We start from the raw sequence: 26,582 nt of genomic DNA on the forward strand, positions 1-26,582 counted from the left end.
GAAGACTAATAAAAAATACTGTCCGCAATGTCCCGGGCTAACTGGAAAGCCGTCATATCAAGGCCCAGCGCCTCGTGGTGTTGCACGCTGAAATCAAGCAAACGCTCCGTGGCCAGGTTTCCCACCAGGTCATTATGCGCCATCGGACAGCCCCCTATTCCTTTAATGGCGCTATCAAAACGCCTGCATCCCTGTGCGTAGGCAGCCGCTACCTTCTCTTCCCATTTGTCAGGGGCAGAATGAAAATGCGCGCCAAACTCCACGTTAGGATAGGCAGGTATCAGTGTAGAGAACAATTTGGTAATGACTTCCGGATTGGCTACCCCTACGGTATCTGCCAGGGAAATCGTTGTAATATCCCGCTTTACCAGTTCATCCACCCAGAGGAGGGCGATAGAAGCATCATAAACATCCCCGTAAGGGTTTCCAAAGCCCATAGAGATATAAACCACCAGTTGTTTACTATTCTTGATACACAGTTCCTGGAGGGTCTCCACCAGTTCCATTGACGCGGCAATGGTCTTGTTGGTATTCCGCAGCTGGAACGTTTCTGATATGGAAAAAGGATATCCCAGGTAAGCGATCTCATCGAACACCACGGCTTCTTCTGCGCCCCGCTGATTCGCTACGATGGTCAGCAGTTTACTTTTTGTGCCGGTCATCTCCAGCCGTGGGATCACTTCAGCAGTATCCGCCATCTGGGGGATGGTTTTAGGAGATACGAAGCTGCCGCAATCGAGGGTATTAAATCCTACTTTCAGCAAAGCATTCAGATATGCTACCTTTTCATCCGTGCTTATTAACCTGTGCCAGCCTTGCATGGCATCACGTGGACATTCGATCAGTTTCATTTACTGGTGATTTTTATGCGCCTCTTTGCTTCATGGCTTCATACAGGATGATGCCTGCCGCAACAGATACGTTGAAGGATTCGAAGTTACCGGCCATAGGTATGTGGAACAGGGTATCTGACGCCTTCAGCAGAGCCGGGTATACACCCTTGTCTTCCGAGCCCATGATCACCGCTACCGGCTCCTGCAGCTGACAATCATACAGCTTTGTTTCAGCCTCCATCTCACTGGAAATCACTTTAATACCATTCAGGTGAAGGGTATCGATCGCTTTCAGCAAGCTATTCACCCGGCATACGGAGATCCTTTCCAGGGCGCCGGCAGACGATTTGATGGCTTCTTCATTCAGCGCAGCGATCCCCCTGTCAGGGATGATAATGGCCTGGGCGCCACAACAAACAGCACTACGGGCAATGGCCCCTATATTACGTACGTCAGTGATCCCATCAAGAATGAGGAACAAAGGCGTTTCTCCCTTATCGGTTACATGCGAGATCACATCCTGGAGGTCAAGGTAGTTGATCTGCCCTGTAATGGCAATAACACCCTGGTGATTGAATGAGGTCAGCGCATTCAGCTTTTCCACCGGTACGAGATTGATAGGAATGTTAACTTCCTCTGCTAACTTCCTGATCTGGGGGATGATATCCCCGGTTGCACCACGCAACATATAAATACGTTCGATTGCCTTCCCTGAGTTGATCGCTTCCACAACCGGCTGCCTGCCAATCACCATTGACGATGCCTTTGGTCTGGGGGCATGCTGGCGAAATCCACCAGGCTTTTTAAATCTTCTTTGTTCCATTATCTGCAAAGAACGGAATTTAATACCAATTGGGGAATTCATATCTCTCCTTCGAGCATCATCAGTTTTATCTTCTGAATCGCCGCTATGGACAGGGAATCGGTGATCTCGAAGTTTTTGACCATCTGGTAGGCCGTCTCAAAAGGCACCCTTTTTACATACAGCTGCTCCGTTTCTTCCGGTTCGGCCGTCCTTTGCTCCAGCTGGCGGGCCAGATAAACCACCCCAGCCTCATCACATACAGAGTTTGACAGATGCATCCGCACAATGGGCGTCCAGCTTTCAGCTACGAGCCCGGTTTCTTCCAATAACTCCCTTTTGGCTCCTTCTAATGGATCTACCCCCAGCTTTCCCCCTCCCTCGGGGATCTCCCAGCTGAATTGTTCCAATGCCAGGCGGTATTGCCCTACCAGGTAAATATGATGCTCTTCATCGAGCGCCACCACCCCGATAGCCGTATTCTTAAAATGTACGATGCCGTAAATGCCTCTGCCTCCTGAGGGGTTCAGTACCTGGTGCTCGGTTACCTGGATCCAGGGATTATCATATTGCTTTTCGCTGGATAAGATCGTCCAGGGATTTATTTGTGTGTCCATATAACAAAGAAAACAAAAAAAAACCGCCTCGTTAAGAAACGAGACGGTGTCAACCAGATGTCGGCGGTAAATACCTTTTGAACATCATACCTAAATCTAAATCGTATCTTTATAATATTATTTTCACCTGTGACAGATGGTGTTTTAAATGCTCTAAATAATCCGTCACCACATATTCCAGTGTGACAGGTTCGTTCTCATTAATTTTTATCAGATGTTGTAATGCTCCCGCGGGTATGGCGCGTATAGTTAACGCCAAATGTTTATTCATCCCCGACCATAATTCAATCAATTCCTGCCAGCTGCTCAACTGCCAGGCTTGTCCCTTTACCCAAAAATCCTGTGTATAGCCAGGAATTTCCAACAAAGATATCTGTTGGGAACGTATAAAACGAACGTTATTATTAATTGCTGAATCAATTAAATGTCCAATTATCTCCTTTGGACTCCACTTACCTCTTGAAACCCGCTCTGCTGCTACTATTTCAGGGATCTGCAATAAAAGTGGCACAGCTGCATTTATTGTTCTTATCAAGTTATCAGCAACTGCATAATGCCTGTTTTCTTCTCCAAATACTATTTCCATCTTGATCGTACTACGCTCGTACCGTCCTTCTTCAACGGATATTTCCCTGAATCCGAGTTTCTGATACATACTGATAGCAGGTACAAGTTTAGTATTAGAGTACAAGACAACTTTCTTCAATCCCCTCTTTCTCGCTACTTCCAGGATGCCTTCCGCCAATTTCCAGCCTATACGATGTCCCTGATATGCTTCGTCAACCGCCATCTTGGTCATTTCAGCCGATTCTGCGTCTATAGTTTTTAACGCCACAGTGCCTACAATTGTTTCACCTATTGCTGCAAAAATGATATCTCCTCCTTTAGCAATGATATGCTGGTCCGGATTTCCGAGCACATCCACATCGACCGGTTCCACTGTAAAATACTTCTCTATCCACCACTTGTTGAGGCGCTCAAAATGCGGCTGATAGGCCGGGATATAGTAAACTAATTTTACTTCATTACTTAGCGGCGCCATATTGTTGTCTGTTTTTATTTACAGCCCTGTTTACCATATAAACGCCTCCCAGCGTTACCATGCAGGATATTCCTGTTACCCAGTTCAGATGCTCCTGCAGGATCAGCCAACCCAGCAATACTGCCACTATCGGATTGATATAAGCATATACTGATGCCAGGGACGGCGGCAGATTATTCAATACGAACACGTAAGACGAATATCCAAGTATTGACCCTATAAAGATCAGGTATACCAGACTGCCCCATAATTCTATATTAAAACCATCTAACGGTAACGACTGTCCCATCATTGTTGCAACGATCGTCATTACGATACCACTGAACAGCATCTGAAAACCTGCTCCGTAAAGGAAATTAATCTTCAGTGCCCAGCGTGCCGTCAGTACCGATCCTATTGCCCAGCTGATACAGGCGATCAGTGTGAGCAGGATCCCGAAACGGAATTCAGGGTTCGTCAGACTAGCCAGGTAATCATAAAAGATCCCTCCTACTCCTAACAATCCAACTGCCATTCCGGTTACCAGTAAGATGGTAAACTTTGTACGCTGCACCAGGAAATAACTGAAAATGGTGATCCAGATGGGTACTGTTGCAACAATGATTGCACACAATCCGCTGGGTATATATTGCATGGCCCATGTGATCAGGCCGTTACTCATACAAAGCATCATCACACCGATCACAAAGAGTCGCGACAAGATAATTTTCTCCGGAAACTTATATCCTTTCAGTAAAAAGAAACTTGTTAAAAGTATACCGGCAACTGCCTGCCTGATTCCCGCCAGCATGATACCATGCATGTGACGTACACCGATCCTGGACGCCAGGTAAGTGGTACCCCAGAAAATACTGACTATCACCAATGCCATGTAGGCATTCGTGTTTGACTTTTTCATACTCCGAAGTTGTTATGGGTTGTGAATAATATATACGTGGGTTATTCTACCGTCAATACTGCTGCTTGCCGCTTTATCTCCTCCCATACGATGGAGAGGTCATTTTCTTCCGTACGCCAGTTTACCAATGCGGCTCTGATTGCAGGCACTCCCTGATAAACTGTCGGCGTCAACATCACCTTTCCACTTTCGTCCAATGCTTTTATCAATGCATCAGTTGCTGCCTGCTTCTCTTCATCGGCTACATTCAACGTAAAACAAACTACACATAACCTGACTGGCGCCAGCAAACGGAAAGCTGCATTTTCTTGTATCAATGCTCCCAGCCGACGGGCCAACTGTATATTATTATTTACAATATCCGCATATCCGTCTGCGCCATAAGCCACCAGTGTATACCAGGCTGGCAATGCCCGCAGTCGTCGTGAATTCTCAGGTGTATAATTGCTATATTTAAAATCTTTTGCCGGATCTCCAAGATAAGCTGCTCCCGCATTCTTAAATGTATCAAGCTGCAGGTCGGTATGACGGGTGAAGATCATCGCTGCATCATACGGTACGTTTAGCCATTTGTGTGCGTCAATAGTAATACTATCCGCCGCTTCCCATCCGTTCAACAAATGGCGGTGTTCCGCTACACAGGCTGCAAAAGCTCCGAACGCCGCGTCTACGTGCAACCAGAAGCCATATTCGTTTTTCAGCTCAGCGATAGCTTCGAGGTCATCAAAGTCTACCGTATTCACTGTTCCCGCACTGGCTACAACGATCAGTGGTTCTCCTTTGTGTGCTTCCAGATATTCTTTTAGTACTTTAATATCGATCGATTCTCTCTCCGGCAAACTGGATAACTTCAACATGGCGTTCCTGCCGAAGCCCAGCATGGCCAGTGATTTCACGGTACTCGAATGAGGTGTGCATGACACGATCTTCGCGTTCGCTAATGCTGCCATTCCTTCCTGTGCTACGTCCACTCCCAGTTGTTTTCCGAGCCATTGTCTTGCGATAGCAAGTCCCGCGAAATTAGCCATGGTCGCTCCTGTTACAAAACATCCGGAAAATGCTTCCGGCAACCCGAACAGCTGCCGGAGCATTGCAATTGTTTCCGTTTCTATCTGTAATGGCGCCGTATCCTTATCTGCGGCATTCATATCAAAGACTGTTGTGAGCCAGTCGCCTGCAATGGCGGGCAATGTTGCGCCACCTGTTACAAAGCCCCAGTTGCGTGGGCCGCTATTGCCTGCAAGGTGTTGCCCGTAACGTTCGTTAAATTGCTGCAGTGCGTTGCTGGCACCCTTTCCCTTCCGAGGTAATTCTAAACGCTCAAATGTTGCGCTGGCGGCTTTCACCGGCAATGCGTCTATTTCTAATAAATGAGATACGCTGTAGTCTTTTACTTCCTGGAGGAATGCATCAACTTCCTGTAGATCCTGGCGTATTATCTTATTCATCTGAGGTTGATTTACTGTTAAAGGGAACGAGACTTCAAAATTGGCGTAAAATCGGGATATAAAACAGATTCAGTTTTGTAATTTTCGACCAGATCAGATTAGGATATCGTACACATGATTAGTTCATAGTTTCGCTATGTTTTGCTTTGTTTTATTTCGTGTTTTGTTTTGTTGCGGTTTGTTGTTTGGGTTGCTTTGGGCTTTGCTTTGGTTTCAGATGGGATTTCGGGCTGTCGCCCTTTTCGGGTCCTTGCTATATAGCTTTATCAAGCGTAGGGGCAGTTAAGTTCTATTTAACCCCTGTCAAGCGTATCAACGCTCTCAAAGGGCTAAGGCCCTGCATCTCCATCTGAAACCACCGCTGTTTTAATGTACCGCTGGTGGCAGATCAGAAAAGAGAACTGCTATGCCTACTATTGCAGAACATAGTGGTGCTTCACGACTTCGATGAATCATATCTTTTGGCATTCTGTCTATCGTATTGCTTCTTAGTTACTTCAATTAAGGGCACTTTATTGACCAGATCAGATCAGAATAATTCCAATGATCCGAACTTCTGCTTTATTTCATGTTCCAACAACCATTTCTTACGCCAGATCCCTCCCGCATAACCAGTAAGCGATCCATCACTACCTATCACTCTGTGGCATGGTACCACTATCGCAATTCTGTTCTTTCCATTTGTCGTACCTACTGCCCTGATACTCTTTGGATTGTTGATCCGCTTTGCCAATTGCATATAGGAAATGGTCGTGGCATAGGGGATCATCGTTAGTTGTTGCCACACTGTTTGCTGGAATGCCGTTCCCGGTTGTGCGATGGGAAATGTAAATTGCTGTAAGCTGCCTGCAAAGTAGGCTTCCAACTCCTCGATACACAGTCTGAATGTATCTGGCAGCGGACCGTGTGTAACAGGTAATTCTTCCTTGAAAGTCAATTCATTGATAGCCTGTGCATCACCAATAATAGTCAGTGCTCCTACCGGCGTTATAATTGAATGGGTATATGATGGTGTGCCGGTTGGTATATCAGATGGTACATCTGACGGTATACCCGACTGTATATCCAATGGCGTTTGCTGTTGTATGTTTGGCTTTTTCATATTGTTCAGTATTACTTTTACTATGCGTCACTATATTAGTGTGCCTACGACTCTTTTTTATACTATTTGCTATTGTCCTTTACTACTCAATTACTCCGGTCTTAATATAATGAACGCCATAAATAGAATGTGGCATATGCTGCATGTTCCCTCCAATGCTGTGTATACGTCTTTACATCTGCCAGTGATGGTTTTGCTGTCAATTGCAGCTGATATTTCAATGCATTGTGCAAACCCGCATCTTCCAACGGTAATGCCTGATGATGGCGATGGTATTTCATCAGTACATAATTAGCTGACCAGTTCCCGATACCCCTGAAGGATACCAGATGGTCCCTTGCCTGCTGATAATTCATATTCTCCAGCTGCTCTACTGTTAAATGTCCGTCTGTCATTGATTGCGCCAGCCTGATGATGTAATCTGCTTTACTACGCGAGAACTGCATACTGATCAGGGTAGCCGGCTCCAATGCCGCAATTACTGCCGGATGAGGATATACATAGTGGTCTTTCCCATCTATTACTGCATGATGCCCGAATGCCTGTATAAAACGCTGGCGTAATGTATACGCAAAGCCCAATGTGATCTGTTGCCCCATAATGCTCCAGGTCAGCGCTTCAAAGAGTTCCGGGATACCTATTAGCCGAAGCCCCTTGTAGCGGGTTACTAATGGCCCCAATACAGCATCCTTCGCTGCAAAATCATAAAAGGGACGGAGATCTGCATCCAGATGCAACCAATGACTGATATACCGACGGATATAAGCTTCATCCATTGCTATCTGTTCTCTCGATCTTTCCGCTTCTTTCGCTTCATCATTAGTAGCGCTCCTGACTGCAACCCGTAGTGATCCCGACGCTGTATCATCACTGATCTCCATTAGCACAGGCTCTCCATTCGAAACGATCATCTTCTGTACCACTCCATCCTGTACATAATGCAGACACTCCTTTTCTGAACGACCAAGAAATACCAGGCACTCCGCAAAAGAAAAGTTATCGTGATCAGTAACCGGTATATTGACAACTGTTTGTCGACTCATGAATAACCATTAATAATGAAATAATAAACTCCCGCCTGGCTGACCGTCCTACCCTAGCCCAACTAATCGTCACGGCTTACAACGCTTGCAGGCCCGGTAACCATTCTTAAGTGCTTCATCCCTCGTAATATAAAAGGTCACATTATCGGGCCGGGGATTAGCGGAACAAGAGGGTTTACAAAAGATACCTGTTGTTCTCACCGCATTATAGAACAGTCCGTCGAACTCCTTATCCTTACTCAGCATGGCCTGCAGCATAACAGGTTGTGTCAAGGGCGCACCTTTCTTATAAGCTGTTTGCTCCAGGAAAACGCCATGATCATTCTCCAAAGATTGTTTTCCCCATTGCAGATATGAATCGAGCCATTCCTTAAAAGAATAGAAGGCTGTCTTATTAAGATATCCGTACCGCTCTCTGCCCGCCTGATATATCTTTATCCAGCCGCTGTCTTCCAGCAATTGCAGATGTTTGGACACCGCCTGCCTGCTGATATCGCCAAAATGCTCATTGATCTGATTCACATTTAACGGCTGCAAACGTAACAGGGAAAGGATCTCCCTGCGCACCGGATCGGCTACGCCTTTAAACAGTTCATCCATTATGCAATTTTTTAGTTGCATAAAGTTATGCAATTATTTTGTTGCGCAAAATAAATACAGCTGTTATTAAACAACTCCGCAAGAAAACATATTGATGCAAAAAAACAGATCAGATGATTTTTACTTACATTTGAACCATATCAGATTAACCGCGCCATGCTAAAAACTGCCGAACATCTCTATCTCCAGATAGCAGAGAAACTGGAACAGCTGATCTCCAAAGATGTACTGAAGATCGGTGACAAACTCCCCTCCGTCCGCACCATGAGTGAAGAACAGGGCGTGAGTATGAGTACCGCATTCCAGGCATACTATCACCTGGAAGCAAAAGGGCTGATAGAATCCCGTCCGAAATCAGGATACTACGTGATCTTTAGTCCGCGGAGAATGCCGGAAATGCCTAAGGCATGTGAAGCGGTTAAAAAGCCTTCGGAAGTAACACTGCATGAAATGATCACGCAGGTATCCCAGGATATGAGCCTGCAGAATATTACCAGGTTCGCCTCCGCTGCACCGCCGGAAGCCCTGTTGCCCGCAGCCAAGATATCCAAAGCACTGATACAGGCACTGAGAAAAACACCCAATGCCGGCATTGCATATGAACAGGTACAAGGGAATGCGGACCTCCGCCGGCAGATCGCCCGCAACTCTATCCTCTGGGGAGGCGCCATCAGCGAAGATGATATCGTTACTACCAATGGTTGCATGGACGCGCTGACACTCTGCCTCTCCGCCACAACGCAACCGGGTGATACTATCGCAGTAGAAAGTCCTGCGTATTACGGGTCACTGCAACTGGCGGAAAGCCTGGGACTAAAGGTACTGGAAGTACCCACACATCCTGGTACCGGCATTGACCTGGAATACCTCGACAAAGCTATTCCGAAGTTTAAGATCAAAGCCTGCCTGTTCGTAACCAATTTCACCAATCCGCTGGGTGCCTATATGCCGGACTGCAACAAACAGCAACTCGTCAGATTGCTTGAGAAATATGATATACCGCTGATTGAAGATGATATCTACGGAGATATGTACTTTGGTAAAGAACGTCCTACTGTGTGTCAGACATTCGATACTAACGGCCTGGTACTGCTGTGCAATTCATTTTCCAAATCACTTGCACCGGGATACCGTGTAGGATGGACAGTACCCGGAAGGTACAAAGAAAAAGTGCTGACGTTGAAAAGACATCACTCCATCTCCTCTCCCTCCCTCCCCGGCGCCGCCATTGCCTGCTTCCTGGAGAATGACCGGTATGAGCACCATCTCAGGGGAATGAGAAAGAACCTGCATACACAATATATGCGCCATCTGCAGGCTATCAGAGAATACTTTCCTGAAGATTGCTGTGTGTCAAGGCCCCAGGGTGGTTTTGTACTGTGGGTGGAACTGCATCCTAAAGTGAATACTTACGAACTGTATGAACAGGCCGTCAAACATAAAGTGTCCTTTGCCCCCGGCAGGATCTTCTCCCTGCAGGAACGCTACAATAACTGTATGCGTATCAGCTTTAGCAATCCATGGACCAAACAGATTGATGAAGGACTGAAAACATTAGGAAAGCTGATCAGAAAGATGTCATAAATAACAGGCCGGGATAAGACTATCCCGGCCACCTGCGTAAACCTACAACTGTATATACTGTATAAATTTTATGCTGTTTTACGGTAGTTCCAGATCGCCCAGCCATTCAGCACGATAGCAAATGCTATTTCATACAAAAACTGCATCTTGATATCCGCGAAGCGGCTTCCTTTCAATACGATCATCCTCACCACATCTATAAAATGCGTTACAGGGGTCAATTTTGCGATCATCTTCGCCCAGGCAGGCATATTATCCACCGACACAAATAAGCCGCTCATGAGCATAAATATCATGATAAAAAAGAAGGCTACGAACATGGCCTGTAACTGGTTATCACTATAGGTAGAGATCAGCAGACCAAATCCAAGCAGCGCCACCAGATATATAGACAGGAAACCATATAACAGTAACAAACTGCCCAGTGGAATAATGCCATATACAAACCTCGCCAGCAATAATCCCAGTGTGAAATCTACCATACCGATCACCCAGAAAGGGATCATCTTTCCTATGATGAACTGCCACTTTTTGATAGGCGTTACATTGATCTGTTCAATAGTCCCGATCTCTTTTTCCTTTACAATGTTCAGTGCAGAAATAAAACCGCCTACCATCGTTACCAGCAACACCAGGATGCCCGGCACCATATACAGACGATAGTTCATATTCGGATTGAACCAGTTGGACGAGGTCACATCAATTGTGCCAGCTGCCGCCGCCTTCGCGGGCAGCCATTTCATGCGGATCTCATTGTTAAAGTCGCCCAGGATCGTATTGAGATATGCGCTGCCTAACCCGGCTTTGGTACCATTGATGGCATCAGCTGCCAGGTAGACTTCTGCCTTGTTCTCCCGCACCAGGTCTGTTTCAAAGTGTGCCGGGATCTCCAGGATGATGTCCGCCTTTTCTCTTTCTACTTCGTGCAAAGCAGGTGCATAGTCGTTATAGTAACCTTTGATATGGAAGTATCCGGAAGAAGCTATCTTCGTTACCATTTGCTGTGTATAAGTGGAATGGTCCCTGTCCACCACTACCAGGTTGATGTTCTTCACATCGAAATTAGCCGCCAGTGGCATGATCAGCAGCTGGATCATTGGCATGATAAAGATGACAGGTAGTATTCCTTTATCGCGGAAGATCTGCCTGAATTCTTTCTCCAGTAAAAGTCGCAGTGTTCTCATGACAGGCGTGTTTTAAAGCTTTTAATACTAATGGTCAGCAGCAAGACCGTCATACCGGCTAATACCAGCGTTTCCTTCCATATTACGCCGATGCCCAGTCCCTTCAGCATGACCGCCTTAACGATCACATAGAACCAGCGGGAAGGCAGCAGGTTGGAAATGAACTGTAAAGGCCATGGCATGTTCTCCAGCGGGAAAATGAAACCGGTAAACAGGATGGTCGGCAACATCATGCCCATCATCGATACCATCATAGCCGTTTGTTGTGAGCGGGTAACACTGGAGATCAGCAGGCCAAGCGAAAGGCAACTGATGATAAACAGTGTACTTTCCAGGAGCAGCAGTATAATACTTCCCCTGATAGGCATATTCAGTGCTACAACAGCAAGCAGCAGAATAATGATCAGATCGATCAGCGATAATGCCAGGTAAGGCACGGCTTTGGCCAATACTACGTAAGTAGGTTTGAAGGGAGATACGAGTAATATTTCCATCGTCCCCATTTCTTTCTCCCGTACGATCGATACTGATGTCAGTGTGGTACAGATGATCATCAATACCAGCGCCATCACGCCAGGCACAAAGTTCATCGAGCCATTCAATTCAGGATTGTACAGCATCCTGGTAACAGGTTCTATACGCATGGGAATGTTTGCCGTAGGATTGATCTGCTGCTGATACTCGGCTGTTATTGCCGTCAGATAGTTGGTCAATGTTTTCGCTGTATTGGGATCAGAAGCATCTGCAATGATCTGTATCTGGGCCACCTCTCCGTTCAGCAGGTCGTTACCGAAACCTATCGGGAACACCACTGCGCATTTCACCTTACCTTTTTTGAAGGCTTTATAAATATCTTCATCTGACTTATCACTGGCGTTGATGTCGAAATATTTACTGGCGGCGATCATAGTAGTGAGTTGCTGAGAGGCCGCATCGCCTGCATGATCTACCACGATGATCTCTGCGTTCTTTATTTCTGTTGTCAGCGCATAACCGAACAACAGGATCTGCATTACCGGTAAACCGAACAGGATCAGCAAGGTGCGCCTGTCCCTGAATACGTGGTAAAATTCTTTTCTGACAAATACCATGAATTGTTTCATGTGTATATTGGTTTAGTCGGCGGAACGTTTTGCAGTCCGCGCCAGTGCATAAAATACTTCATTCATAGACGCCGCTTCAAACTGTTGTTTGAGATTGGCCGGCGTGTCCAGCGCATCAATACGGCCATCCACCATCACAGAAATGCGGTTACAATATTCCGCTTCATCCATGTAGTGCGTTGTTACAAATACAGTGATCCCACTATCAGCCGCATCATATATCAGATCCCAGAACTGCCGGCGCGTAACAGGATCAACGCCGCCGGTAGGCTCATCCAGGAATACGATCCTGGGTTGATGTATGATAGCTACAGAGAATGCCAGCTTCTGTTTCCACCCCAGTGGTAAACTGCCGACCATCATCTTTGCTTCTTTCTCCATACCCAGTTTTGTGATCAGCTCATCTCCTTTCTCTTTTAACTGTTTATCCGACAGGCCATAAACGCCACCATAAAAACGGATGTTCTCTCTTACCGTTAAACTTTCATACAAAGAGAATTTCTGGCTCATGTAACCAATGTTACGTTTGATATCTTCCTGCTGTTTAAACACGTTATAACCTGCCACAGAAGCCTCTCCCGAAGTGGGGTACGACAACCCGCACAACATGCGCATGGCCGTTGTTTTCCCTGCACCGTTTGCGCCAAGGAAACCAAAGATCTCTCCCTGGTCAACGTCAAAAGAAATATGATTGACAGCAAAGAAGTCGCCGAAACGTTTTGTGAGGTCTTTACAGACAATTGCCTTTTCACTCATGGATGCTTGTTTTAGCAATAAAACAATCTTCTATATCTGGTGTGATCTCTTCGATACTTACACCTTTATGGCCCTTACTTTCCAGCCAGGACAACAGTCCGGCAGGATGATCTTTCGCTTCGTCTTTAAAAGAAAGATGAAGTGTATCGCCTGCTGCATAACATTGCGCCATCCCTTCGTATTGCCTGGTATCTTTTAACAACAGGTATACTTTAGGCGCTCTTAACGCATACAGTTTACCAGGATATGCTTTAATGATATTGGCAGGCGTGTCGATAGACAGGATCTGACCGGTCTGTATCAAAGCGATCCTTTCACAGAGACTGGCTTCATCCATGTAGGGCGTAGACACAACGATGGTGATACCCTCCTGCTTCAGGCGTTGCAGCATCTCCCAGAATTCCTTGCGGGATACAGCGTCCACACCGGTAGTCGGCTCGTCCAGGAAGAGTACTTCCGGTCTGTGCACAAGTGCGCAGCAGAGTGCCAGCTTTTGTTTCATACCTCCCGATAGTTTGCCTGCACGCCTATCTTTAAAAGGAGCGATCTGCTCATAAATATCTTTGATCAATGCGTAGTTGGCTTCAACGGTCGTTCCAAACAGTGTAGCAAAAAAATGCAGGTTCTCTTCTATCGTCAGGTCCTGGTAAAGCGAGAACTTTCCAGGCATATAACCTACACAACTGCGGATCTCATGGTAATTCTTTACAACGTCATACCCGGCCACCGTAGCTGTGCCTTTATCTGACAGCAGTAATGTGGTAAGAATGCGGAAGATAGTTGATTTGCCAGCACCATCCGGGCCTATCAGCCCAAACAGCTCTCCCTTTTTCACTGAAAAAGACACGTCCTGTAAGGCAGGCGGAACATTCTTCCCGTACGATTTACTGACGTTCTGCAGTGTAACTGTATCCATGATCAATGGAATTGAGTGATAGCGAACATGCCTATTTTCAGATAACCATCGTTAGGTACGCGTATCTTGATAGCATATACCAGGTTAGCGCGTTCCTCTTTTGTCTGGATGGTCTTAGGCGTAAATTCTGACTTCCCGGAAATGTAGGAGATCACACCGGGATAAGTTTTGTAGTCCTTCTTTCCCTGGTCGATCAACACCTTCACAGACTGTCCTAGTTTGATCTCCGGTAGCTGTGTACCGGTGATGTATGCTTTTAATAACAGCGTATCTGTATCCGCGATCTTGTATAATGCTTTTCCTGTTACGGCCATTTCTCCCTGTAAAGCATACCTGGCAAGCACTGTACCTTTTACCGGATTCACCACTACGCCTTTGCTGATCTCATCATCATAGCGGGCGAGTGATTTCTCTAATGGTGATTGCTCACTCAGTATACTTCTGTTCTGATTTGCCACATTGGTTTCGCTGACCGTCAGCTGCTGGCGGGTAACAATGAGTGTTTTCTGTAACTGATCTACCTGCGCATTGATATCATCCAGCTGTTTAGGTGTAGCGGCATCCGCTTTTACGAGATTTTCCGTACGCTGCTGTTCATGCAATAACTGTTTCAGTTGTGATTCCTGTACTGCCAGTTGCTTACGTACAAGCGCCAGTTGTGGCTGCGGATCGGTGGTCTTTTCCCTTAAAGACCTGATAGTAGCCTGTGCCTGTTCTTTCTGCAGAGTGAGGCCATTAACGTCTATCTGTCCTACAACAGCGCCTTCACGCAGGGTATCTCCTTCCTGTACGGTGAACGACAGGAGTTGTCCGCTTTGTTGTGCAGATACGATCACCTCATCGGCTTCAAAGTTGCCTGAAGCATCAGCTGCTGTTTCTTTGCCGGAGCAGGCAACGATGAAGAAGAATACCACGGAAATGGATAAGTATTTCATATATCAAACGACGATTTTATTAGTTACCGGATGTGTTTTTGTTATTGTACTGGACCTGCAACAGCTGGATCTCGTGCAGAATAAGGTTCTGTCTGGCCTGGTTTTCAGCGTTCACCTGGGTGATGTAATCATGTGAAGTGATCACACCGTTCTCCAGTTGCGCTACCGCCGCTTTTTTTACGGAAGTGCGCAGTGCGATGATCTCCTGGTCCTGTTGGATCAGATCACTGTACTGTGATGCTTCTATCTGCTGACGGGTCATAGTGAGCCTTGTATTGAACACGAATGTTTCCTTCTGTACGTCCATGTCCTGTTTGTTGATGCGTAAGATCTGGCGGCTGTTCTTATTCGTATAGAGGCTGCCTAATCCCCAGCTGAAACGGATACCTCCCAGGGCATAGAAACCGAAATCGTTGCTCACGAAGTTCAGCGTAGGCCGCCCATAGTTGCCTTGTACAAAGGCGCTGACCTTCGGCAGATAATTCACCTTAAGCTGTTTTTCCTGTACCTCATAACTACGCTGTTTATAGTCGTACAACAGGAGCTCTGGCCGGCGGATCTCTGCAGGCATCGTAGCCGGCGCCGGTTTTGTGAGTTGCGTCTGGTTATCCAGCGGCTGATTAATGAACAAGGCGAGCATCTGCAGATAGGCTTGACGGCTGGCCTTCAACTGAACGCTTGCCTGTTCGGTATTCAGTAATTCCGCCTTCAGTTCATCCAGGCTGCTGCGCAGTGCAGAACCGTTATTGACAGCCCCTTCTGTTTTATGCACCCCGCTTCCGATATCTTCCTTCCGTAACTCGTTCTGCCGTAGCTGCTCGTCTATTAACAGGATTCCAAAAAAGAGCTGGCTCACCTGGTCTCTTATGCTGTACAGGTTCACTTCCAGCTGTTGCTGCTGAATAGCGGTATTGGCCTTGCTGAGCTCTTTCTGGTAGTGAATGTTGCCTCCGTCGTAGATGGTCTGCGATACTTCCGCCTGCACCTTATACTGGTCTTTGCTTAACTGCGGGGCGCCGGGGAAAGGGATCGTCACAACCTGTGACTGGTAGGTAGCCTGTCCTGAAAAATTCAGTTGCGGCAGGTAACCTTTAGCAGCGTTGGCCACGGTATAATTGCCAGACCGGCTGATCAGTTCCCGTTGTTTAATAAGCGGGTAGTTCTTTTGTGCCAGCTGATAACAATCCTCCAGCGTCAGGGATGTTTGAGCTATGGCAGGCGTGGTACACAACAGTACAGCCCATACGAGATACTTCATCATTGCTAACTATTTATTTTAACCACTTGGTTAATTACAGTTCAAAAAAAAGCCTGTTAAGGCTTTAACCAGGAGATGATGACATCTCCCACCAATTTTTTCCGTTCTTCTATCAGCATATTAAACTGTATATTATCCTGTTGGAAAATGCCCTGTATAAGAGGGCGTGCCACAAAAGGAAAGATACACATAGATACGATGTTCAGGAACAGCTGCAAGGGACTGATCTCTTTGATGATCCCTTTTTTGCCGGCCTCCACCACTTCTTTCATAAAAGCCATAATATCCGGAAAGGAAGGTTGCGAACTGACCCTTTTGATCATCATTTCCGGTTGCTGATTAATTTCGTTCAATACAAAGATGGGCACATACGGCGTTTCTGCAATGCTGGTAATATAGTGGTCGATCAGCGTCCTGATCTTCTCCTCTATTGGCATCGGCTTATTCAGAACAGCGCCCAGCCGCCCGACCATTTTAGAGAAAGCCTCATCGAAAACGATCTCAAACAGCTTTTCCTTGCTCCGGTAGTAGTAGTGCAACATGGCCTTATTAATACCTGCCTCGTCCGCTATGTCCTGCATACGAGCACCGGCAAGACCTCGTTTTATAAATATTCTTCTGGCTGCTTCTATGATCAATTCCTCGGTATTTCTTTCTTGTGCCATTTTAAACTACTTGATTTAACCATCTGGTTGAACAAAGGTAATAAGGACAGATCAATCTGCCAAAAAATTAAAAAAATGATCAGCTAAGCTGTCCGAAGAAGGACGAGAGATGTTTCATCATCTCCTTGTTAATGGTTAACTGTACATTCCGGCCCGTCTTATCATAAATGAGCAAGCCACTATCTACCAGGATCTTAATGTGGTGAGATACAGTGGGTTGGGACAAACCAGTGAGTTCAGTAATTTCACAACATTGAATGGCGGACTGCCGGGACGCCGCCAGAATGATGGATAACCGGTGCTTGTCAGCTATAGCATTTGCTGCTTTCTCTATCGTAACTGCATCCATTCTGTAAAAATAGATATTTTTCAATGTTTGCGAAAATACCAGCACCCGTTAGCGGGCTCATACCTACATTTATTTTTCGCATTAACAAAAATTAACAACCGCGAGCGGCAGCCCTGCGTATATGAGTGATACCTTATTGCCGACTATGAAGAGTTACAGACATGTGCAGATACAGCTGTCGTTTAACAGCAAAGAGCCAATTTATCAACAGATCAAAGCGTATATCATCAATGAAATAATGCGGGGAAGGCTGCTTCCGGGGGCTTTATTGCCAGGGTCACGCGTGCTGGCCCAGCAATTGAAAGTGAACCGGAATACGATCATTCTTGCGTATGACCAGCTCACTGCTGCCGGTTGGCTGACCTCTCAGTACAAGAGCGGCACCCGTGTGAGTGATACCATGCCGGCAGACCAAAAGGGACCGCCCGGACAGGAAGCGCCTTCTAAGCCCTCTTTGCATATCCCTTTCCGTCATGTGAACATCTCCCTTTCTCCGTCTAATCCCAGTGGTAATTACGATATCATATTTGACGATGGCCGTCCGGACCTGAAGCTGATCCCTGCTACTGAGATCAGCCGCGAATGCCGCCGGCTGTTACAGCCCGAAAACCAGCGGCAGATATTCAGCAATAACTCTGAGAGGGGTAATGAACTGTTGTTGCAGGAGGTGAACACGATGCTGAACAACGACCGTGGACTGGCAGTCACTACAGAGAATATCTGCATCACCCAGGGTATGCAGATGGCGTTGTACCTGACCGCACAAACGTTGTTATCTCCGGGGGATCATATAGCTGTTGAACATCCCGGTTATCAACCTGCATGGCAGGCCTTTACAATTGCCGGTGCCGAGCTGCATTATATCCCTTCCGGCCCGGATGGGATCGATCTTGAACAGCTGGAAGCACGCTGCCGTATCACTCCTTTGAAAGCGCTGTATGTGACGCCCCATCATCAGTACCCGACCACTGCAACATTATCGGTCGAGAAACGTATGGAGTTACTGGCCTTAAGCCGTCAATATAACTTCGTGATCATTGAGGACGACTACGACCACGAGTATCATTTCCATAAACATCATATTCCGCTGGCGGGTATGGAGCATGCAGACAACGTTATCTATATTGGATCGGTCATGCATACACTGCCCATCAGTTTCGTATGCGGGCCGGCTGCCTTCATACAGTCATTGTCGGCATATCGTTCTGTAGTGAACCATGAAGGTGATCCGATATTGCAACAGGCTATGGGCAACCTGATGGCTACGGGCGATATCCGAAGGCATATACATAATACACGTTATGTCTACATGAAAAGGCTGGAGTTAGCTAACAGTATTATACACTCCATCTTTGCCGGACAGGCGCATTATACGCCTCCCCAGGGAGGACTGGCGATCTGGCTGCAATTGCATAAACTGGTGGAACCCGCCGAGTTACTTCAGAAGGTACGGTCGGCAGGTATGAACCTGGTCAATCCGCTCAGTTATTACAATCCTCAGTACGACACCGTTCCGGGCTTGCGACTCGGTTATGCTTCGCTGGATGAACCATCGATCATTAAAGGTTTGGGAAAGCTGGCGAAAGTGATCCAACAATTATAGTCATCACCACCGGATATTGATATGGTCCAGGATGTACTTTACGCTAAAGTAGAGTGATAGATGCAATCTATCTGTAACTCGGCAGATGTCAGTTGCTTTTCCAGCAGGCGGCATGCGTGCTGCCTTTTTTTATTTCCCTCGTAATGGGAGCACCCGTAACAAGTACGCTGCATCCCTCCTTTTTTGTTATTTAGTCCGGCAAGGATGGTATAAATAGATTGATAGAGGTTCATCTTCTCCTGTAAAGGCTTTTTACCTACTACAGCCTGCAACTCCGCCGTATACATTTCTGCCTTTTCCAACATTTCCAATCCGGTATCGGTAAGGAGGAATGAATAACTCCGTCTGTCTTTCAGATCTTCTTCTATGCGCAGGAACCCTTTGCTGACCAATGCCGCAGCGGCGTCACTGATAGTAGGACGGCTCAGTTGCAGTTCCATTGCTATGTAAGCTACTTTGTTCACTGCCGCTGTATGATGTCCCGTAAATAGTAATATCTGTAGTTGTAGAGGTGTGATTCCCAGGATCCTCGCCTGTTCCCACTGGATAGCCTTAAGCATGTCACTGAGCCTTTGTATGGATAACAACAACCTCGCATCCAGCGAAGTTAATTGCTGCTCAGGACTGAACCCTGATGTTTTTTTCATTGTCAATGTAAAGGTAAAGGAGGCGCAAATTTAGTGTGTCCCGGCTACTTGTATAAGTACCAGATATTAGTTTTTTTTCAATATTCTGGCCCGGTACCGGTGATACGTTTTTTTACTTTAACTTTAGCGCCATTAAGGACACCCCATTACACCACGTTAATTTCAGTGACTGTCACAGGCATGAGCATTTACCAGGTATTTATACGTTTTATTTTCAGCATTTCTACCCGGCTCATTTCCGGTCTTATCCAGTAGTTTACATATTCAATCATCATAAAACCGCTATGTATGAAGCATCGTAACATCCTGTGTTTCTTTTCTGCTGCCGTCCTCCTTGCAGCACTTTCACAATGTACCCCAAGTCATCCAGGCCAGGGAGAGATCCCGGTAGACAAAGCCAGAGCCATCGAACATGTTATTCCGATTGAAGAGGCCCGTGCACTGCGCCAGGGTTTCCTGGCCGGAAGAAAAGAACTCCAGAGCAAATTGCCCGGCAACTATCTTGACAGCGCATTCAATATTCCGGAGGGAGAAACCTTCAACCGCCATGCGATTGCCGCTATACTTAACGCCAAAGGCGCTGAAGGTCTTCGTATCTATATGGGTAAAGATGAGAAAGGCCAGGTAAGAATGGTATTACTGCCGGTTGATTCTTCTGGTACGGATATTCTCACCACTCTGGTATCGCGCGAAAAGGCGGCGAATGTACCAGGCGTTCAGCCAGCCAGGGCAGCCGGCTCTATACAGGCTATGGAAAGCGGTCAGCGTTGTCCCCCGCTTTGCAAAGCCAAATTATAATTACCCGTCATCATCCTGTTCCCGATGAATAATATAGGCGCCTTTCTGGTAAGCCAGTTGGTCATTATTCCTTTAGTAACAGGGCTGATCCGCTTCAACAAGACTGTTGCAAGCTTTCAGCCCTTCCTCCTGCTCCTTTCACTGGCATTCCTTTCGGAAACGATCAGTTTTATCTGCATCAGCATCATGGAAACAAGTAACGCTGTTCCGCTGAACCTCTATGGTCTGGCGGAATCCATCGTGATCGTCTACCAGTTCTTTATATGGGGCACATTCAAACGAAAGCGGATCCTTTTTATCGGATTATTATCCGGTTTTGCTGCTGTATGGATCACAGAAAATATCATCTACAATAAAATAGAAACATTCAGTCCCTATTTCCGCGTTACCTATGCTTTTGTTACAGTGCTGCTAAGCATCAATGAGATCAACTACCTGATCGTAAAAGATAACAAGTCGCTCTTCCGCAATGCACGTTTCCTTGTCTGCCTGGGATTTATCATCATTTTCATCTACCAGATCATCTATGAAGCGTCTATGTTCATAGGGTCGGACACCGTGTTATCTTTACGGATCATTTTTATGTTCAATTATATCAACGCTTTTGTAAATTTGATCTATGCTATAGCAGTTCTATGCATACCTGTTAAACCTTCCTACTATTTTAACAAACATTTTGACGCATAGCATACAGGCAAGTAATGCCTCAAAATGATTATACCCCATGGACGATAAAATATTCTATATCACGATATTTATTTCGCTGCTGATAGCTGTCATTATCGTGTTCTTCGTAGTATCTATCATATCTTATCACCGCCGCTACATAAGGCTGCAGCGGGAACGTATCATGGCCGAGATCACCATTCTGGAGAATGAACGGAAGAGGATCGCGGCAGACCTGCACGACAGTATGGGGCCGCTCCTGTCTACCATTAAACTGAACATTCATAGTATTTCAGTAGCCGATGAGAGGGACAATATGATCATTGCAAAATCGTCCGGCTATATAGATGAAGTGATCCGCGGACTGCGGCAGATCTCACACAACCTGTTGCCTGCAACACTGGAGCGCAAAGGGCTGACAGAAGCATTACGTGAATTTATCAGACAGTTATCGGATAAGCAACCACTCGAAATAAAGTTCCACACTTCCGGCCAGATAAATATTCCACCGGAAAAAGAGATCCACGTTTTCCGTATCATCCAGGAGATCACCCACAACACATTGAAGCATGCGAAAGCCACACAGCTGCAGATCGTACTGACAAGGGAAAACGGTTTTTACCTGGTGCTGATCAAAGAGAACGGGATCGGATTTGACGTCAAGAAAGTCAGGGCCGAATCGTCCGGGCTGGGAATGAAAAGCCTGGCGATCCGTACGGACATCTTACGGGCTTCATTATCAATCGACTCTGTACCAGGCCAGGGCACTAACTATTTCGTAAAAATTCCCGCCGGATAATGTAACTTTATTTGAAATTTGAGAGAGACCTTCTTACCCCAATTCTTACATTGAAATGAATCACGACATCCGATTAGTGATTGCTGACGATCATGAAATTTTCCGTGACGGACTTGCATTAATGCTTTCGAGGCAACCTGACATTACACTGGTGGGACAGGCCAACAACGGCAGGGAATTACTGGAATTACTGGAAACTGTTGAAGCTGATGTGGTCATGACAGATCTGAAGATGCCGCTGATGGATGGTATCACCGCAACACGCACCCTTTTGCAGCGCACACCCCACATCAGGATCATTGCCCTGTCTATGTTCGATGAAGAAGAACTGATCGTAGAAATGCTGGAAGCAGGCGCTAAAGGTTACCTGTTAAAGAATGCCGACAAACAGGAGATCATTGAAGCTATCAATAGCGTGTATGAAGATAATATCTTCTATTGCAGGCAAACCTCCGCCAAGCTGGCGGCTATGATAGTGAGGAGCCGTTTTAACCCTTCCCGGGACAATGCCCCTGTTACCTTCACTGACCGTGAGAAAGAGATCATACGTCTTATCTGCCAGCAATTCACCGCCCAGGAAATAGGCGATAAGATCTTCCTGAGTAAACGTACCGTAGAGGGACACCGCACCCGGATCCTTGAAAAAATGAATGTAAAGAACACGGCCGGAGTGGTCGTATTTGCATTGAAAAACAATCTCATCAGTGAGGCAGAACTGCTTTAAACCTTTCATTACTGACGATCTGTGCGTATATTTGCGGCAACCAACAGATAAGAGTGCCTATGACACGTATAGCCCTGATCCGTCACGGAAGTACAGCATGGAATAAAGAAGGGAAAATGCAGGGCAGCACAGATATACCCCTGGACGCCGAAGGACTTGAACAGGCCCGGAAGCTGGGTATCCGCCTTTCCGACGAACATTGGGACATTGTTTACACCAGTCACCTGTCACGCGCCAGGCAGACGGGAGAGATCATTGCTGCCGGGCTGGGTATTACTGATATCCGCCACGATAAGCGTATTATGGAAGTGCACGGCGGGCTGACCGAAGGCACTACCGAAGCGGACAGGATCGTTAAATGGGGTGCTGACTGGCGACAGCTTGAACTGGGCCGGGAAACTGAACAATCCGTACTGGGCCGGGGACTTAACTTCCTGGACGACCTTCTGCACGAACATGCCGGAAAACATATCCTTATTGTGAGCCACGGCGGTTTTATCCGTCAGTTACTTCGCAAGCTGGCGCCAGACCTTGCTCAGGACGTCATGCTAAAAAACACCTCCGTTACCCGCTTTACAGTGAACGACGACCAATGGGAATGTGAACTGTACAATTGTACCGTTCATTTGGACGTGGTCTGAGTTACATACTGATCTGCCCGTTCTTTTCGTAGATCGTGAGTTGCCTGCCGGAAGAGCCCCGCACAAGTTGCAGTAAGATATTGTCTTAAACAATGGGCCATAAAAAGGTCGTTTTGAGGTTAGCATTACAAGTTTACTGTGTCGTTTCTATAAGGTATGTATAAGGGTACCAAAAGGATATCTAAAGGTCACTTCAATATCAAATCGATATTGAAGTGACCTTTAGATGTCCTTTTGGTACCCTTTTAGTAAGCTTATATCAAGCCTATAGAAAGCCTATTGGGGCACTTCAGAAGGATTAACTATACTTTATAGTTTCTTAGTTTCCTGGCCGGTTTTTCTTTTCCCTGGTAAGCCCCTCATTTTCAGGGTTATTTTTTTTCACAAACTGCTCCTGTTTTCACCGTTGCAACACTTTTTTTTGTAGACTTGTGTATAAATCAGCGACAAACTTTTCAGCACTACCCCAATAGATAATCTGTCAGGTTCTAAGATTCACACGACGTTCATTCTCTGTACTATGACCGAGGAACTTTTCATGTATTTCATACCCTCTACGCCGGCCTTTTTAGGGCCGATACATAGTTATTTCCTGCGCCTGATCTATCCGCTCAGTACTTATCTTGTGTCTTCAGGTATTTTACCCATTGCCTGCATAGGGAGCGTTTCGGTTTGGATAGTGGTGATGCTGCGCCGTTTGGAAGCTTATCAGAAAAGGCAAAAGGAGCTGTTACGGAAGTTGCAGGAGCAGCAGGCGATGATGACCAATCAGGAGCTGGACATCCAGGAGGCGGAGCGCAAGCGTATTGCTGCCGACATCCACGATGAGATAGGCGGCAACCTGGCCGCTATCCGGGTTAATTTGCAAAACCTGCATTACAGGACGAAACAGGATGAACAAAAAGCGACCAGCCTTTTGCAGCTGGTGGACCAGACCAGCCAGAATGTGCGCAGGGCTGCACATAACCTGATCCCTCCCCTTTTTGGCAATATTCCCCTGACCGATATCCTCCAGTCTTATTTTTCCCTGCTCAATACCCCGGATATCCTGTTCCATTTCTGCACCAATAAATACCAGCCGTATTTCGATGCACGGCAGGAGCTGATATTGTACCGCATTATCATGGAACTTACCAACAATATTATCAGGCACGCAAAGGCATCGGCCGCCACTATCCAGCTGTTGTATTATCCTGATCACCTGGAGATAGTGGTTGAGGACGATGGTATCGGATTATCCACCTCCCCCGGCCGGATGCAGGGCATCGGGCTGTCGGGGGTAAAAAGCCGGGTAAGATCGCTAGGCGGGAAGTTACACGTTGATTCTGGCATTTCCGGCACCACCTTTATCATTCACATTCCTGTAATTCCACAACATGCAGCTACCTGTTAACATCATTCTGGCTGATGATCATACCCTTTTTGCCGACGGTATCCATTCCATTCTGCAGACGGTCCCAAATGTTGCCGTCCTGGCCATTGCCACGAACGGTCAGGAATTAATAGACCTGTTATCAAGGCACCAGCCCGATATTGTCATCCTGGACATCAACATGCCGGTACTGAACGGTCTGGAAGCTACAAAGCTCATCCGGCAGGAATTTCCTCATATCAGGACCATCATCCTGTCGAGTTATAACGACCCTCACCTCATTAACCTGGCCCATAGTTATGGTGCTGACGGCTACCTGCTGAAAACCTGCAACAAGGACGAGCTGTTGCAAACCATCCGCCAGGTAAGTAAAGGGCAGTCCTGTTTTCCTTCCATGCCCCGCCTGTATCATCCGGAATCGGAAAACCTCCCTATCAGGGAATTTAACCTGACCCGGCGGGAAACTGAGATCCTGCAACTGATCAACCAGCAGTTCACCAATCAGCAGATAGCCACCCATCTGTACCTGAGCATTTATACAGTAGAAACGCACAGGAAGAACATTATGCAGAAACTCCAGCTCAAAAGTCCCGCTGCCCTTACCCGTTTTCTGCTGGAAAAAGGCCTGTAATCACCAGCTATACTACCTATCATGCCATTCTGTCATTTTCGGATTTTATTGTGTAGTTTTGCTTTCCTAAAATTACTTGCAAAGGATGCTGGAACAGGTTACAAAAGTGCATGACGAAAGTCGCCAGGGCGAGGCTTACGCGCCCGTGGCTGAAGAAACACAGACTTATACCAAAAAATTCTATATAGAGAGTTATGGTTGCCAGATGAACTTTAACGACAGTGAGATCGTGGCGTCCATTCTCAAGGAAGAAGGTTTCGGGCCTACCCGTAACCTGGAAGAGGCCAGCCTTGTGCTGCTCAATACCTGTTCGATCAGGGAAAAAGCGGAAACGACCGTACGTAAACGGCTGACGGAATTCCGGAAAATAAAACAACGTAATCCGGAGCTGCTGGTCGGCGTGCTAGGGTGTATGGCTGAACGTTTGAAGGCGAAACTGCTCGAAGAAGAAAAGCTGGTGGACATGGTTGTCGGCCCTGACGCCTACAGGACCCTGCCAGCCCTCATCGAAGAGGCTGAAACCGGCCAGAAAGCCGTGAACGTGCAACTGAGCCGCGAAGAGACCTATGGCGACATTGCGCCCGTAAGACTGGACAGCAACGGCGTAACTGCCTTTGTTTCCATTATGCGTGGCTGTAATAATATGTGCTCTTTCTGCGTGGTGCCATTTACCCGTGGACGTGAGCGTAGCAGGGACGTGGTGTCCATTTTGAATGAAGCTACGGATATGTTCAACAGGGGCTACCGAGAGGTGACACTGCTGGGCCAGAATGTGGATTCCTACTATTGGGTGAACCCGGAGGATGCATCAGTTATTACCACCTTTGCCAATCTGCTGGAACAGGTAGCGCTGATCAGTCCATTACTGAGGGTGCGTTTCAGCACGTCCCATCCTAAAGACATTACAGACGATGTATTGTTCACCATGGCGAAATACGAGAACATCTGCAAATACATCCACCTGCCAATGCAAAGCGGCAGCACCCGTATATTGCAGCTGATGAACCGTACCTACACCAGGGAATGGTACATGAAAAAAGTTGACCGCATCCGTGAAATACTGCCCGACTGTGCCCTGTCCACGGATGTTATTACCGGCTTCTGTACAGAAACAGAAGAAGACCACCAGGATACCATGAGCCTGATGGCCTACGGCCGGTACGACCTTGCATATATGTTCTTCTATTCCGAACGCCCCGGTACACTGGCTGCACGCCGTTACCAGGATGATGTGCCGGAAGAAGTTAAAAAACGCAGGCTGGCGGAAGTGGTGGAATTGCACCGCGGACAATCACTCAGCAGTATGCAGCAGGATGTTGGTAAAACGTTTAAAGTGCTGATCGAAGGCACTTCAAAACGCTCTGAAGATCATCTCTTCGGCAGAACAGATCATAACAAAGTGGTGATCTTCCCTAAAGAAGATTTCCGTAAAGGTGAATACGTATGGGTGAAGGTGGAAGACTGTACTGCCGGCACATTACTGGGAACTTCGACAGGGAGAGCTTAAAGACAAATTTATTGGATCACAGTACCTTTTACAGGCCTGCGAGGCCGGTAAAGGGGTAA

At 46.7% G+C, this 26,582-nt stretch carries 28 protein-coding genes; 10 read left to right on the forward strand and 18 right to left on the reverse strand.

What is annotated here, in order from left to right; all coding sequences use genetic code 11:
* Positions 1–5: 5 nt before the first annotated feature.
* The 9 genes from C7475_RS07670 to C7475_RS07710 all read right to left on the reverse strand — a co-directional run bounded on the left by C7475_RS07670 (position 6) and on the right by C7475_RS07710 (position 8,385).
* Complete coding sequence (locus C7475_RS07670; protein ID WP_110052707.1) at positions 6–851, reverse strand: hydroxymethylglutaryl-CoA lyase; 846 nt, start codon at positions 849–851, stop codon at positions 6–8.
* Between the two features lie 13 nt (positions 852–864).
* Complete coding sequence (gene rlmB, locus C7475_RS07675) at positions 865–1,656, reverse strand: 23S rRNA (guanosine(2251)-2'-O)-methyltransferase RlmB (RefSeq protein ID WP_110052856.1); 792 nt, start codon at positions 1,654–1,656, stop codon at positions 865–867.
* A gap of 38 nt (positions 1,657–1,694) precedes the next feature.
* On the reverse strand, positions 1,695–2,252 hold the full coding sequence (locus tag C7475_RS07680) for an NUDIX hydrolase (protein WP_110052708.1): 558 nt from the start codon (positions 2,250–2,252) through the stop codon (positions 1,695–1,697).
* 109 nt (positions 2,253–2,361) lie between these two features.
* On the reverse strand, positions 2,362–3,294 hold the full coding sequence (locus tag C7475_RS07685; RefSeq protein ID WP_110052709.1) for a GNAT family N-acetyltransferase: 933 nt from the start codon (positions 3,292–3,294) through the stop codon (positions 2,362–2,364).
* The gene (locus C7475_RS07690) at positions 3,278–4,192 is read right to left on the reverse strand and encodes an EamA family transporter (protein WP_110052710.1); all 915 of its coding nucleotides are present in this window, start codon (positions 4,190–4,192) and stop codon (positions 3,278–3,280) included. The genes C7475_RS07685 and C7475_RS07690 overlap by 17 nt, the downstream gene beginning before the upstream one ends.
* Before the next feature lie 41 nt (positions 4,193–4,233).
* A complete protein-coding gene (locus C7475_RS07695; protein ID WP_110052711.1) occupies positions 4,234–5,640 on the reverse strand; it encodes a pyridoxal-dependent decarboxylase in 1,407 nt (468 codons plus the stop codon).
* Between the two features lie 529 nt (positions 5,641–6,169).
* Positions 6,170–6,742, reverse strand: a complete 573-nt coding sequence (locus tag C7475_RS07700; protein ID WP_110052712.1) for a methylated-DNA--[protein]-cysteine S-methyltransferase — start codon at positions 6,740–6,742, stop codon at positions 6,170–6,172.
* A gap of 101 nt (positions 6,743–6,843) precedes the next feature.
* Positions 6,844–7,785, reverse strand: coding sequence for a DNA-3-methyladenine glycosylase (locus C7475_RS07705; RefSeq protein WP_110052713.1), 942 nt, complete (start codon positions 7,783–7,785; stop codon positions 6,844–6,846).
* Positions 7,786–7,854: 69 nt separating this feature from the next.
* Positions 7,855–8,385 (reverse strand): helix-turn-helix transcriptional regulator, encoded by a 531-nt coding sequence (locus C7475_RS07710; RefSeq protein ID WP_158286444.1) that lies wholly within the window; start codon positions 8,383–8,385, stop codon positions 7,855–7,857.
* Between the two features lie 156 nt (positions 8,386–8,541).
* On the opposite strand from C7475_RS07710, the gene C7475_RS07715 reads away from it, so the two are divergent.
* Positions 8,542–9,969: a PLP-dependent aminotransferase family protein gene (locus C7475_RS07715; protein WP_110052715.1), complete on the forward strand. Its 1,428-nt coding sequence runs from the start codon at positions 8,542–8,544 to the stop codon at positions 9,967–9,969.
* A 68-nt stretch (positions 9,970–10,037) separates the two neighbouring features.
* Here the strand turns inward: C7475_RS07715 and C7475_RS07720 are convergent, their stop codons facing one another.
* The 8 genes from C7475_RS07720 to C7475_RS07755 all read right to left on the reverse strand — a co-directional run bounded on the left by C7475_RS07720 (position 10,038) and on the right by C7475_RS07755 (position 17,135).
* Positions 10,038–11,153, reverse strand: coding sequence for an ABC transporter permease (locus tag C7475_RS07720; RefSeq protein WP_110052716.1), 1,116 nt, complete (start codon positions 11,151–11,153; stop codon positions 10,038–10,040).
* A complete protein-coding gene (locus C7475_RS07725) occupies positions 11,150–12,256 on the reverse strand; it encodes an ABC transporter permease (protein ID WP_110052717.1) in 1,107 nt (368 codons plus the stop codon). The genes C7475_RS07720 and C7475_RS07725 overlap by 4 nt, the downstream gene beginning before the upstream one ends.
* A 12-nt stretch (positions 12,257–12,268) precedes the next feature.
* Positions 12,269–13,012, reverse strand: a complete 744-nt coding sequence (locus C7475_RS07730) for an ABC transporter ATP-binding protein (RefSeq protein ID WP_110052718.1) — start codon at positions 13,010–13,012, stop codon at positions 12,269–12,271.
* Complete coding sequence (locus C7475_RS07735; protein ID WP_110052719.1) at positions 13,005–13,928, reverse strand: ABC transporter ATP-binding protein; 924 nt, start codon at positions 13,926–13,928, stop codon at positions 13,005–13,007. The genes C7475_RS07730 and C7475_RS07735 overlap by 8 nt, the downstream gene beginning before the upstream one ends.
* A 2-nt stretch (positions 13,929–13,930) precedes the next feature.
* Positions 13,931–14,863 (reverse strand): HlyD family secretion protein, encoded by a 933-nt coding sequence (locus tag C7475_RS07740; RefSeq protein ID WP_110052720.1) that lies wholly within the window; start codon positions 14,861–14,863, stop codon positions 13,931–13,933.
* A 19-nt stretch (positions 14,864–14,882) separates the two neighbouring features.
* Positions 14,883–16,124, reverse strand: a complete 1,242-nt coding sequence (locus C7475_RS07745) for a TolC family protein (protein WP_233259784.1) — start codon at positions 16,122–16,124, stop codon at positions 14,883–14,885.
* Positions 16,125–16,177: 53 nt separating this feature from the next.
* The gene (locus tag C7475_RS07750; protein ID WP_110052721.1) at positions 16,178–16,786 is read right to left on the reverse strand and encodes a TetR/AcrR family transcriptional regulator; all 609 of its coding nucleotides are present in this window, start codon (positions 16,784–16,786) and stop codon (positions 16,178–16,180) included.
* Positions 16,787–16,865: 79 nt separating this feature from the next.
* Positions 16,866–17,135 (reverse strand): helix-turn-helix transcriptional regulator, encoded by a 270-nt coding sequence (locus tag C7475_RS07755; RefSeq protein ID WP_110052722.1) that lies wholly within the window; start codon positions 17,133–17,135, stop codon positions 16,866–16,868.
* Between the two features lie 145 nt (positions 17,136–17,280).
* Here C7475_RS07755 and C7475_RS07760 point away from each other — a divergent pair, with 145 nt between their 5' ends.
* On the forward strand, positions 17,281–18,738 hold the full coding sequence (locus C7475_RS07760; protein ID WP_158286445.1) for a PLP-dependent aminotransferase family protein: 1,458 nt from the start codon (positions 17,281–17,283) through the stop codon (positions 18,736–18,738).
* A gap of 38 nt (positions 18,739–18,776) precedes the next feature.
* Here the strand turns inward: C7475_RS07760 and C7475_RS07765 are convergent, their stop codons facing one another.
* Positions 18,777–19,385 carry a MarR family winged helix-turn-helix transcriptional regulator gene (locus C7475_RS07765; RefSeq protein ID WP_110052724.1) on the reverse strand — a complete coding sequence of 203 codons (609 nt, stop codon included), beginning with the start codon at positions 19,383–19,385 and terminating at the stop codon, positions 18,777–18,779.
* Between the two features lie 288 nt (positions 19,386–19,673).
* Here C7475_RS07765 and C7475_RS07770 point away from each other — a divergent pair, with 288 nt between their 5' ends.
* The 8 genes from C7475_RS07770 (at position 19,674) to miaB (ending at position 26,523) form a co-directional block, all read left to right on the forward strand.
* Positions 19,674–20,183, forward strand: a complete 510-nt coding sequence (locus tag C7475_RS07770; RefSeq protein WP_110052725.1) for a hypothetical protein — start codon at positions 19,674–19,676, stop codon at positions 20,181–20,183.
* A gap of 24 nt (positions 20,184–20,207) precedes the next feature.
* Positions 20,208–20,870: a hypothetical protein gene (locus C7475_RS07775; protein ID WP_110052726.1), complete on the forward strand. Its 663-nt coding sequence runs from the start codon at positions 20,208–20,210 to the stop codon at positions 20,868–20,870.
* A gap of 37 nt (positions 20,871–20,907) precedes the next feature.
* A complete protein-coding gene (locus tag C7475_RS07780; protein ID WP_110052727.1) occupies positions 20,908–21,648 on the forward strand; it encodes a sensor histidine kinase in 741 nt (246 codons plus the stop codon).
* Positions 21,649–21,703: 55 nt separating this feature from the next.
* Positions 21,704–22,372 carry a response regulator transcription factor gene (locus C7475_RS07785; protein WP_110052728.1) on the forward strand — a complete coding sequence of 223 codons (669 nt, stop codon included), beginning with the start codon at positions 21,704–21,706 and terminating at the stop codon, positions 22,370–22,372.
* A 59-nt stretch (positions 22,373–22,431) separates the two neighbouring features.
* Positions 22,432–23,013 carry a histidine phosphatase family protein gene (locus C7475_RS07790; protein ID WP_110052729.1) on the forward strand — a complete coding sequence of 194 codons (582 nt, stop codon included), beginning with the start codon at positions 22,432–22,434 and terminating at the stop codon, positions 23,011–23,013.
* Between the two features lie 520 nt (positions 23,014–23,533).
* The gene (locus C7475_RS07795; RefSeq protein ID WP_110052730.1) at positions 23,534–24,406 is read left to right on the forward strand and encodes a sensor histidine kinase; all 873 of its coding nucleotides are present in this window, start codon (positions 23,534–23,536) and stop codon (positions 24,404–24,406) included.
* Positions 24,390–25,016 carry a response regulator transcription factor gene (locus C7475_RS07800; RefSeq protein ID WP_110052731.1) on the forward strand — a complete coding sequence of 209 codons (627 nt, stop codon included), beginning with the start codon at positions 24,390–24,392 and terminating at the stop codon, positions 25,014–25,016. Before C7475_RS07795 ends, C7475_RS07800 begins: the two co-directional genes overlap by 17 nt.
* Before the next feature lie 85 nt (positions 25,017–25,101).
* Entirely contained in the window at positions 25,102–26,523 is a 1,422-nt protein-coding gene (miaB, locus tag C7475_RS07805; RefSeq protein ID WP_110052732.1) for a tRNA (N6-isopentenyl adenosine(37)-C2)-methylthiotransferase MiaB, read from the forward strand.
* The last annotated feature ends 59 nt before the right edge of the window (positions 26,524–26,582 follow it).

It is taken from the genome of Chitinophaga sp. S165 (assembly GCF_003182155.1).
Taxonomy (GTDB): Bacteria; Bacteroidota; Bacteroidia; order Chitinophagales; family Chitinophagaceae; genus Chitinophaga.

Bases quoted from the DNA above. Each gene is read 5' to 3' on its own strand.
- miaB (WP_110052732.1), top strand. From the start codon at position 25,102: ATGCTGGAACAGGTTACAAAAGTGCATGACGAAAGTCGCCAGGGCGAG.
- C7475_RS07695 (WP_110052711.1), bottom strand. From the start codon at position 5,640: ATGAATAAGATAATACGCCAGGATCTACAGGAAGTTGATGCATTCCTC.
- C7475_RS07780 (WP_110052727.1), top strand. From the start codon at position 20,908: ATGGACGATAAAATATTCTATATCACGATATTTATTTCGCTGCTGATA.
- C7475_RS07730 (WP_110052718.1), bottom strand. From the start codon at position 13,012: ATGAGTGAAAAGGCAATTGTCTGTAAAGACCTCACAAAACGTTTCGGC.
- C7475_RS07770 (WP_110052725.1), top strand. From the start codon at position 19,674: ATGAAGCATCGTAACATCCTGTGTTTCTTTTCTGCTGCCGTCCTCCTT.
- C7475_RS07755 (WP_110052722.1), bottom strand. From the start codon at position 17,135: ATGGATGCAGTTACGATAGAGAAAGCAGCAAATGCTATAGCTGACAAG.
- C7475_RS07740 (WP_110052720.1), bottom strand. From the start codon at position 14,863: ATGAAATACTTATCCATTTCCGTGGTATTCTTCTTCATCGTTGCCTGC.
- C7475_RS07790 (WP_110052729.1), top strand. From the start codon at position 22,432: ATGACACGTATAGCCCTGATCCGTCACGGAAGTACAGCATGGAATAAA.
- rlmB (WP_110052856.1), bottom strand. From the start codon at position 1,656: ATGGAACAAAGAAGATTTAAAAAGCCTGGTGGATTTCGCCAGCATGCC.
- C7475_RS07745 (WP_233259784.1), bottom strand. From the start codon at position 16,124: ATGATGAAGTATCTCGTATGGGCTGTACTGTTGTGTACCACGCCTGCC.
- C7475_RS07710 (WP_158286444.1), bottom strand. From the start codon at position 8,385: ATGGATGAACTGTTTAAAGGCGTAGCCGATCCGGTGCGCAGGGAGATC.
- C7475_RS07775 (WP_110052726.1), top strand. From the start codon at position 20,208: ATGAATAATATAGGCGCCTTTCTGGTAAGCCAGTTGGTCATTATTCCT.
- C7475_RS07685 (WP_110052709.1), bottom strand. From the start codon at position 3,294: ATGGCGCCGCTAAGTAATGAAGTAAAATTAGTTTACTATATCCCGGCC.
- C7475_RS07735 (WP_110052719.1), bottom strand. From the start codon at position 13,928: ATGGATACAGTTACACTGCAGAACGTCAGTAAATCGTACGGGAAGAAT.
- C7475_RS07690 (WP_110052710.1), bottom strand. From the start codon at position 4,192: ATGAAAAAGTCAAACACGAATGCCTACATGGCATTGGTGATAGTCAGT.
- C7475_RS07750 (WP_110052721.1), bottom strand. From the start codon at position 16,786: ATGGCACAAGAAAGAAATACCGAGGAATTGATCATAGAAGCAGCCAGA.
- C7475_RS07760 (WP_158286445.1), top strand. From the start codon at position 17,281: ATGAAGAGTTACAGACATGTGCAGATACAGCTGTCGTTTAACAGCAAA.
- C7475_RS07720 (WP_110052716.1), bottom strand. From the start codon at position 11,153: ATGAGAACACTGCGACTTTTACTGGAGAAAGAATTCAGGCAGATCTTC.
- C7475_RS07700 (WP_110052712.1), bottom strand. From the start codon at position 6,742: ATGAAAAAGCCAAACATACAACAGCAAACGCCATTGGATATACAGTCG.
- C7475_RS07705 (WP_110052713.1), bottom strand. From the start codon at position 7,785: ATGAGTCGACAAACAGTTGTCAATATACCGGTTACTGATCACGATAAC.
- C7475_RS07785 (WP_110052728.1), top strand. From the start codon at position 21,704: ATGAATCACGACATCCGATTAGTGATTGCTGACGATCATGAAATTTTC.
- C7475_RS07680 (WP_110052708.1), bottom strand. From the start codon at position 2,252: ATGGACACACAAATAAATCCCTGGACGATCTTATCCAGCGAAAAGCAA.
- C7475_RS07670 (WP_110052707.1), bottom strand. From the start codon at position 851: ATGAAACTGATCGAATGTCCACGTGATGCCATGCAAGGCTGGCACAGG.
- C7475_RS07765 (WP_110052724.1), bottom strand. From the start codon at position 19,385: ATGAAAAAAACATCAGGGTTCAGTCCTGAGCAGCAATTAACTTCGCTG.
- C7475_RS07795 (WP_110052730.1), top strand. From the start codon at position 23,534: ATGACCGAGGAACTTTTCATGTATTTCATACCCTCTACGCCGGCCTTT.
- C7475_RS07715 (WP_110052715.1), top strand. From the start codon at position 8,542: ATGCTAAAAACTGCCGAACATCTCTATCTCCAGATAGCAGAGAAACTG.
- C7475_RS07800 (WP_110052731.1), top strand. From the start codon at position 24,390: ATGCAGCTACCTGTTAACATCATTCTGGCTGATGATCATACCCTTTTT.
- C7475_RS07725 (WP_110052717.1), bottom strand. From the start codon at position 12,256: ATGAAACAATTCATGGTATTTGTCAGAAAAGAATTTTACCACGTATTC.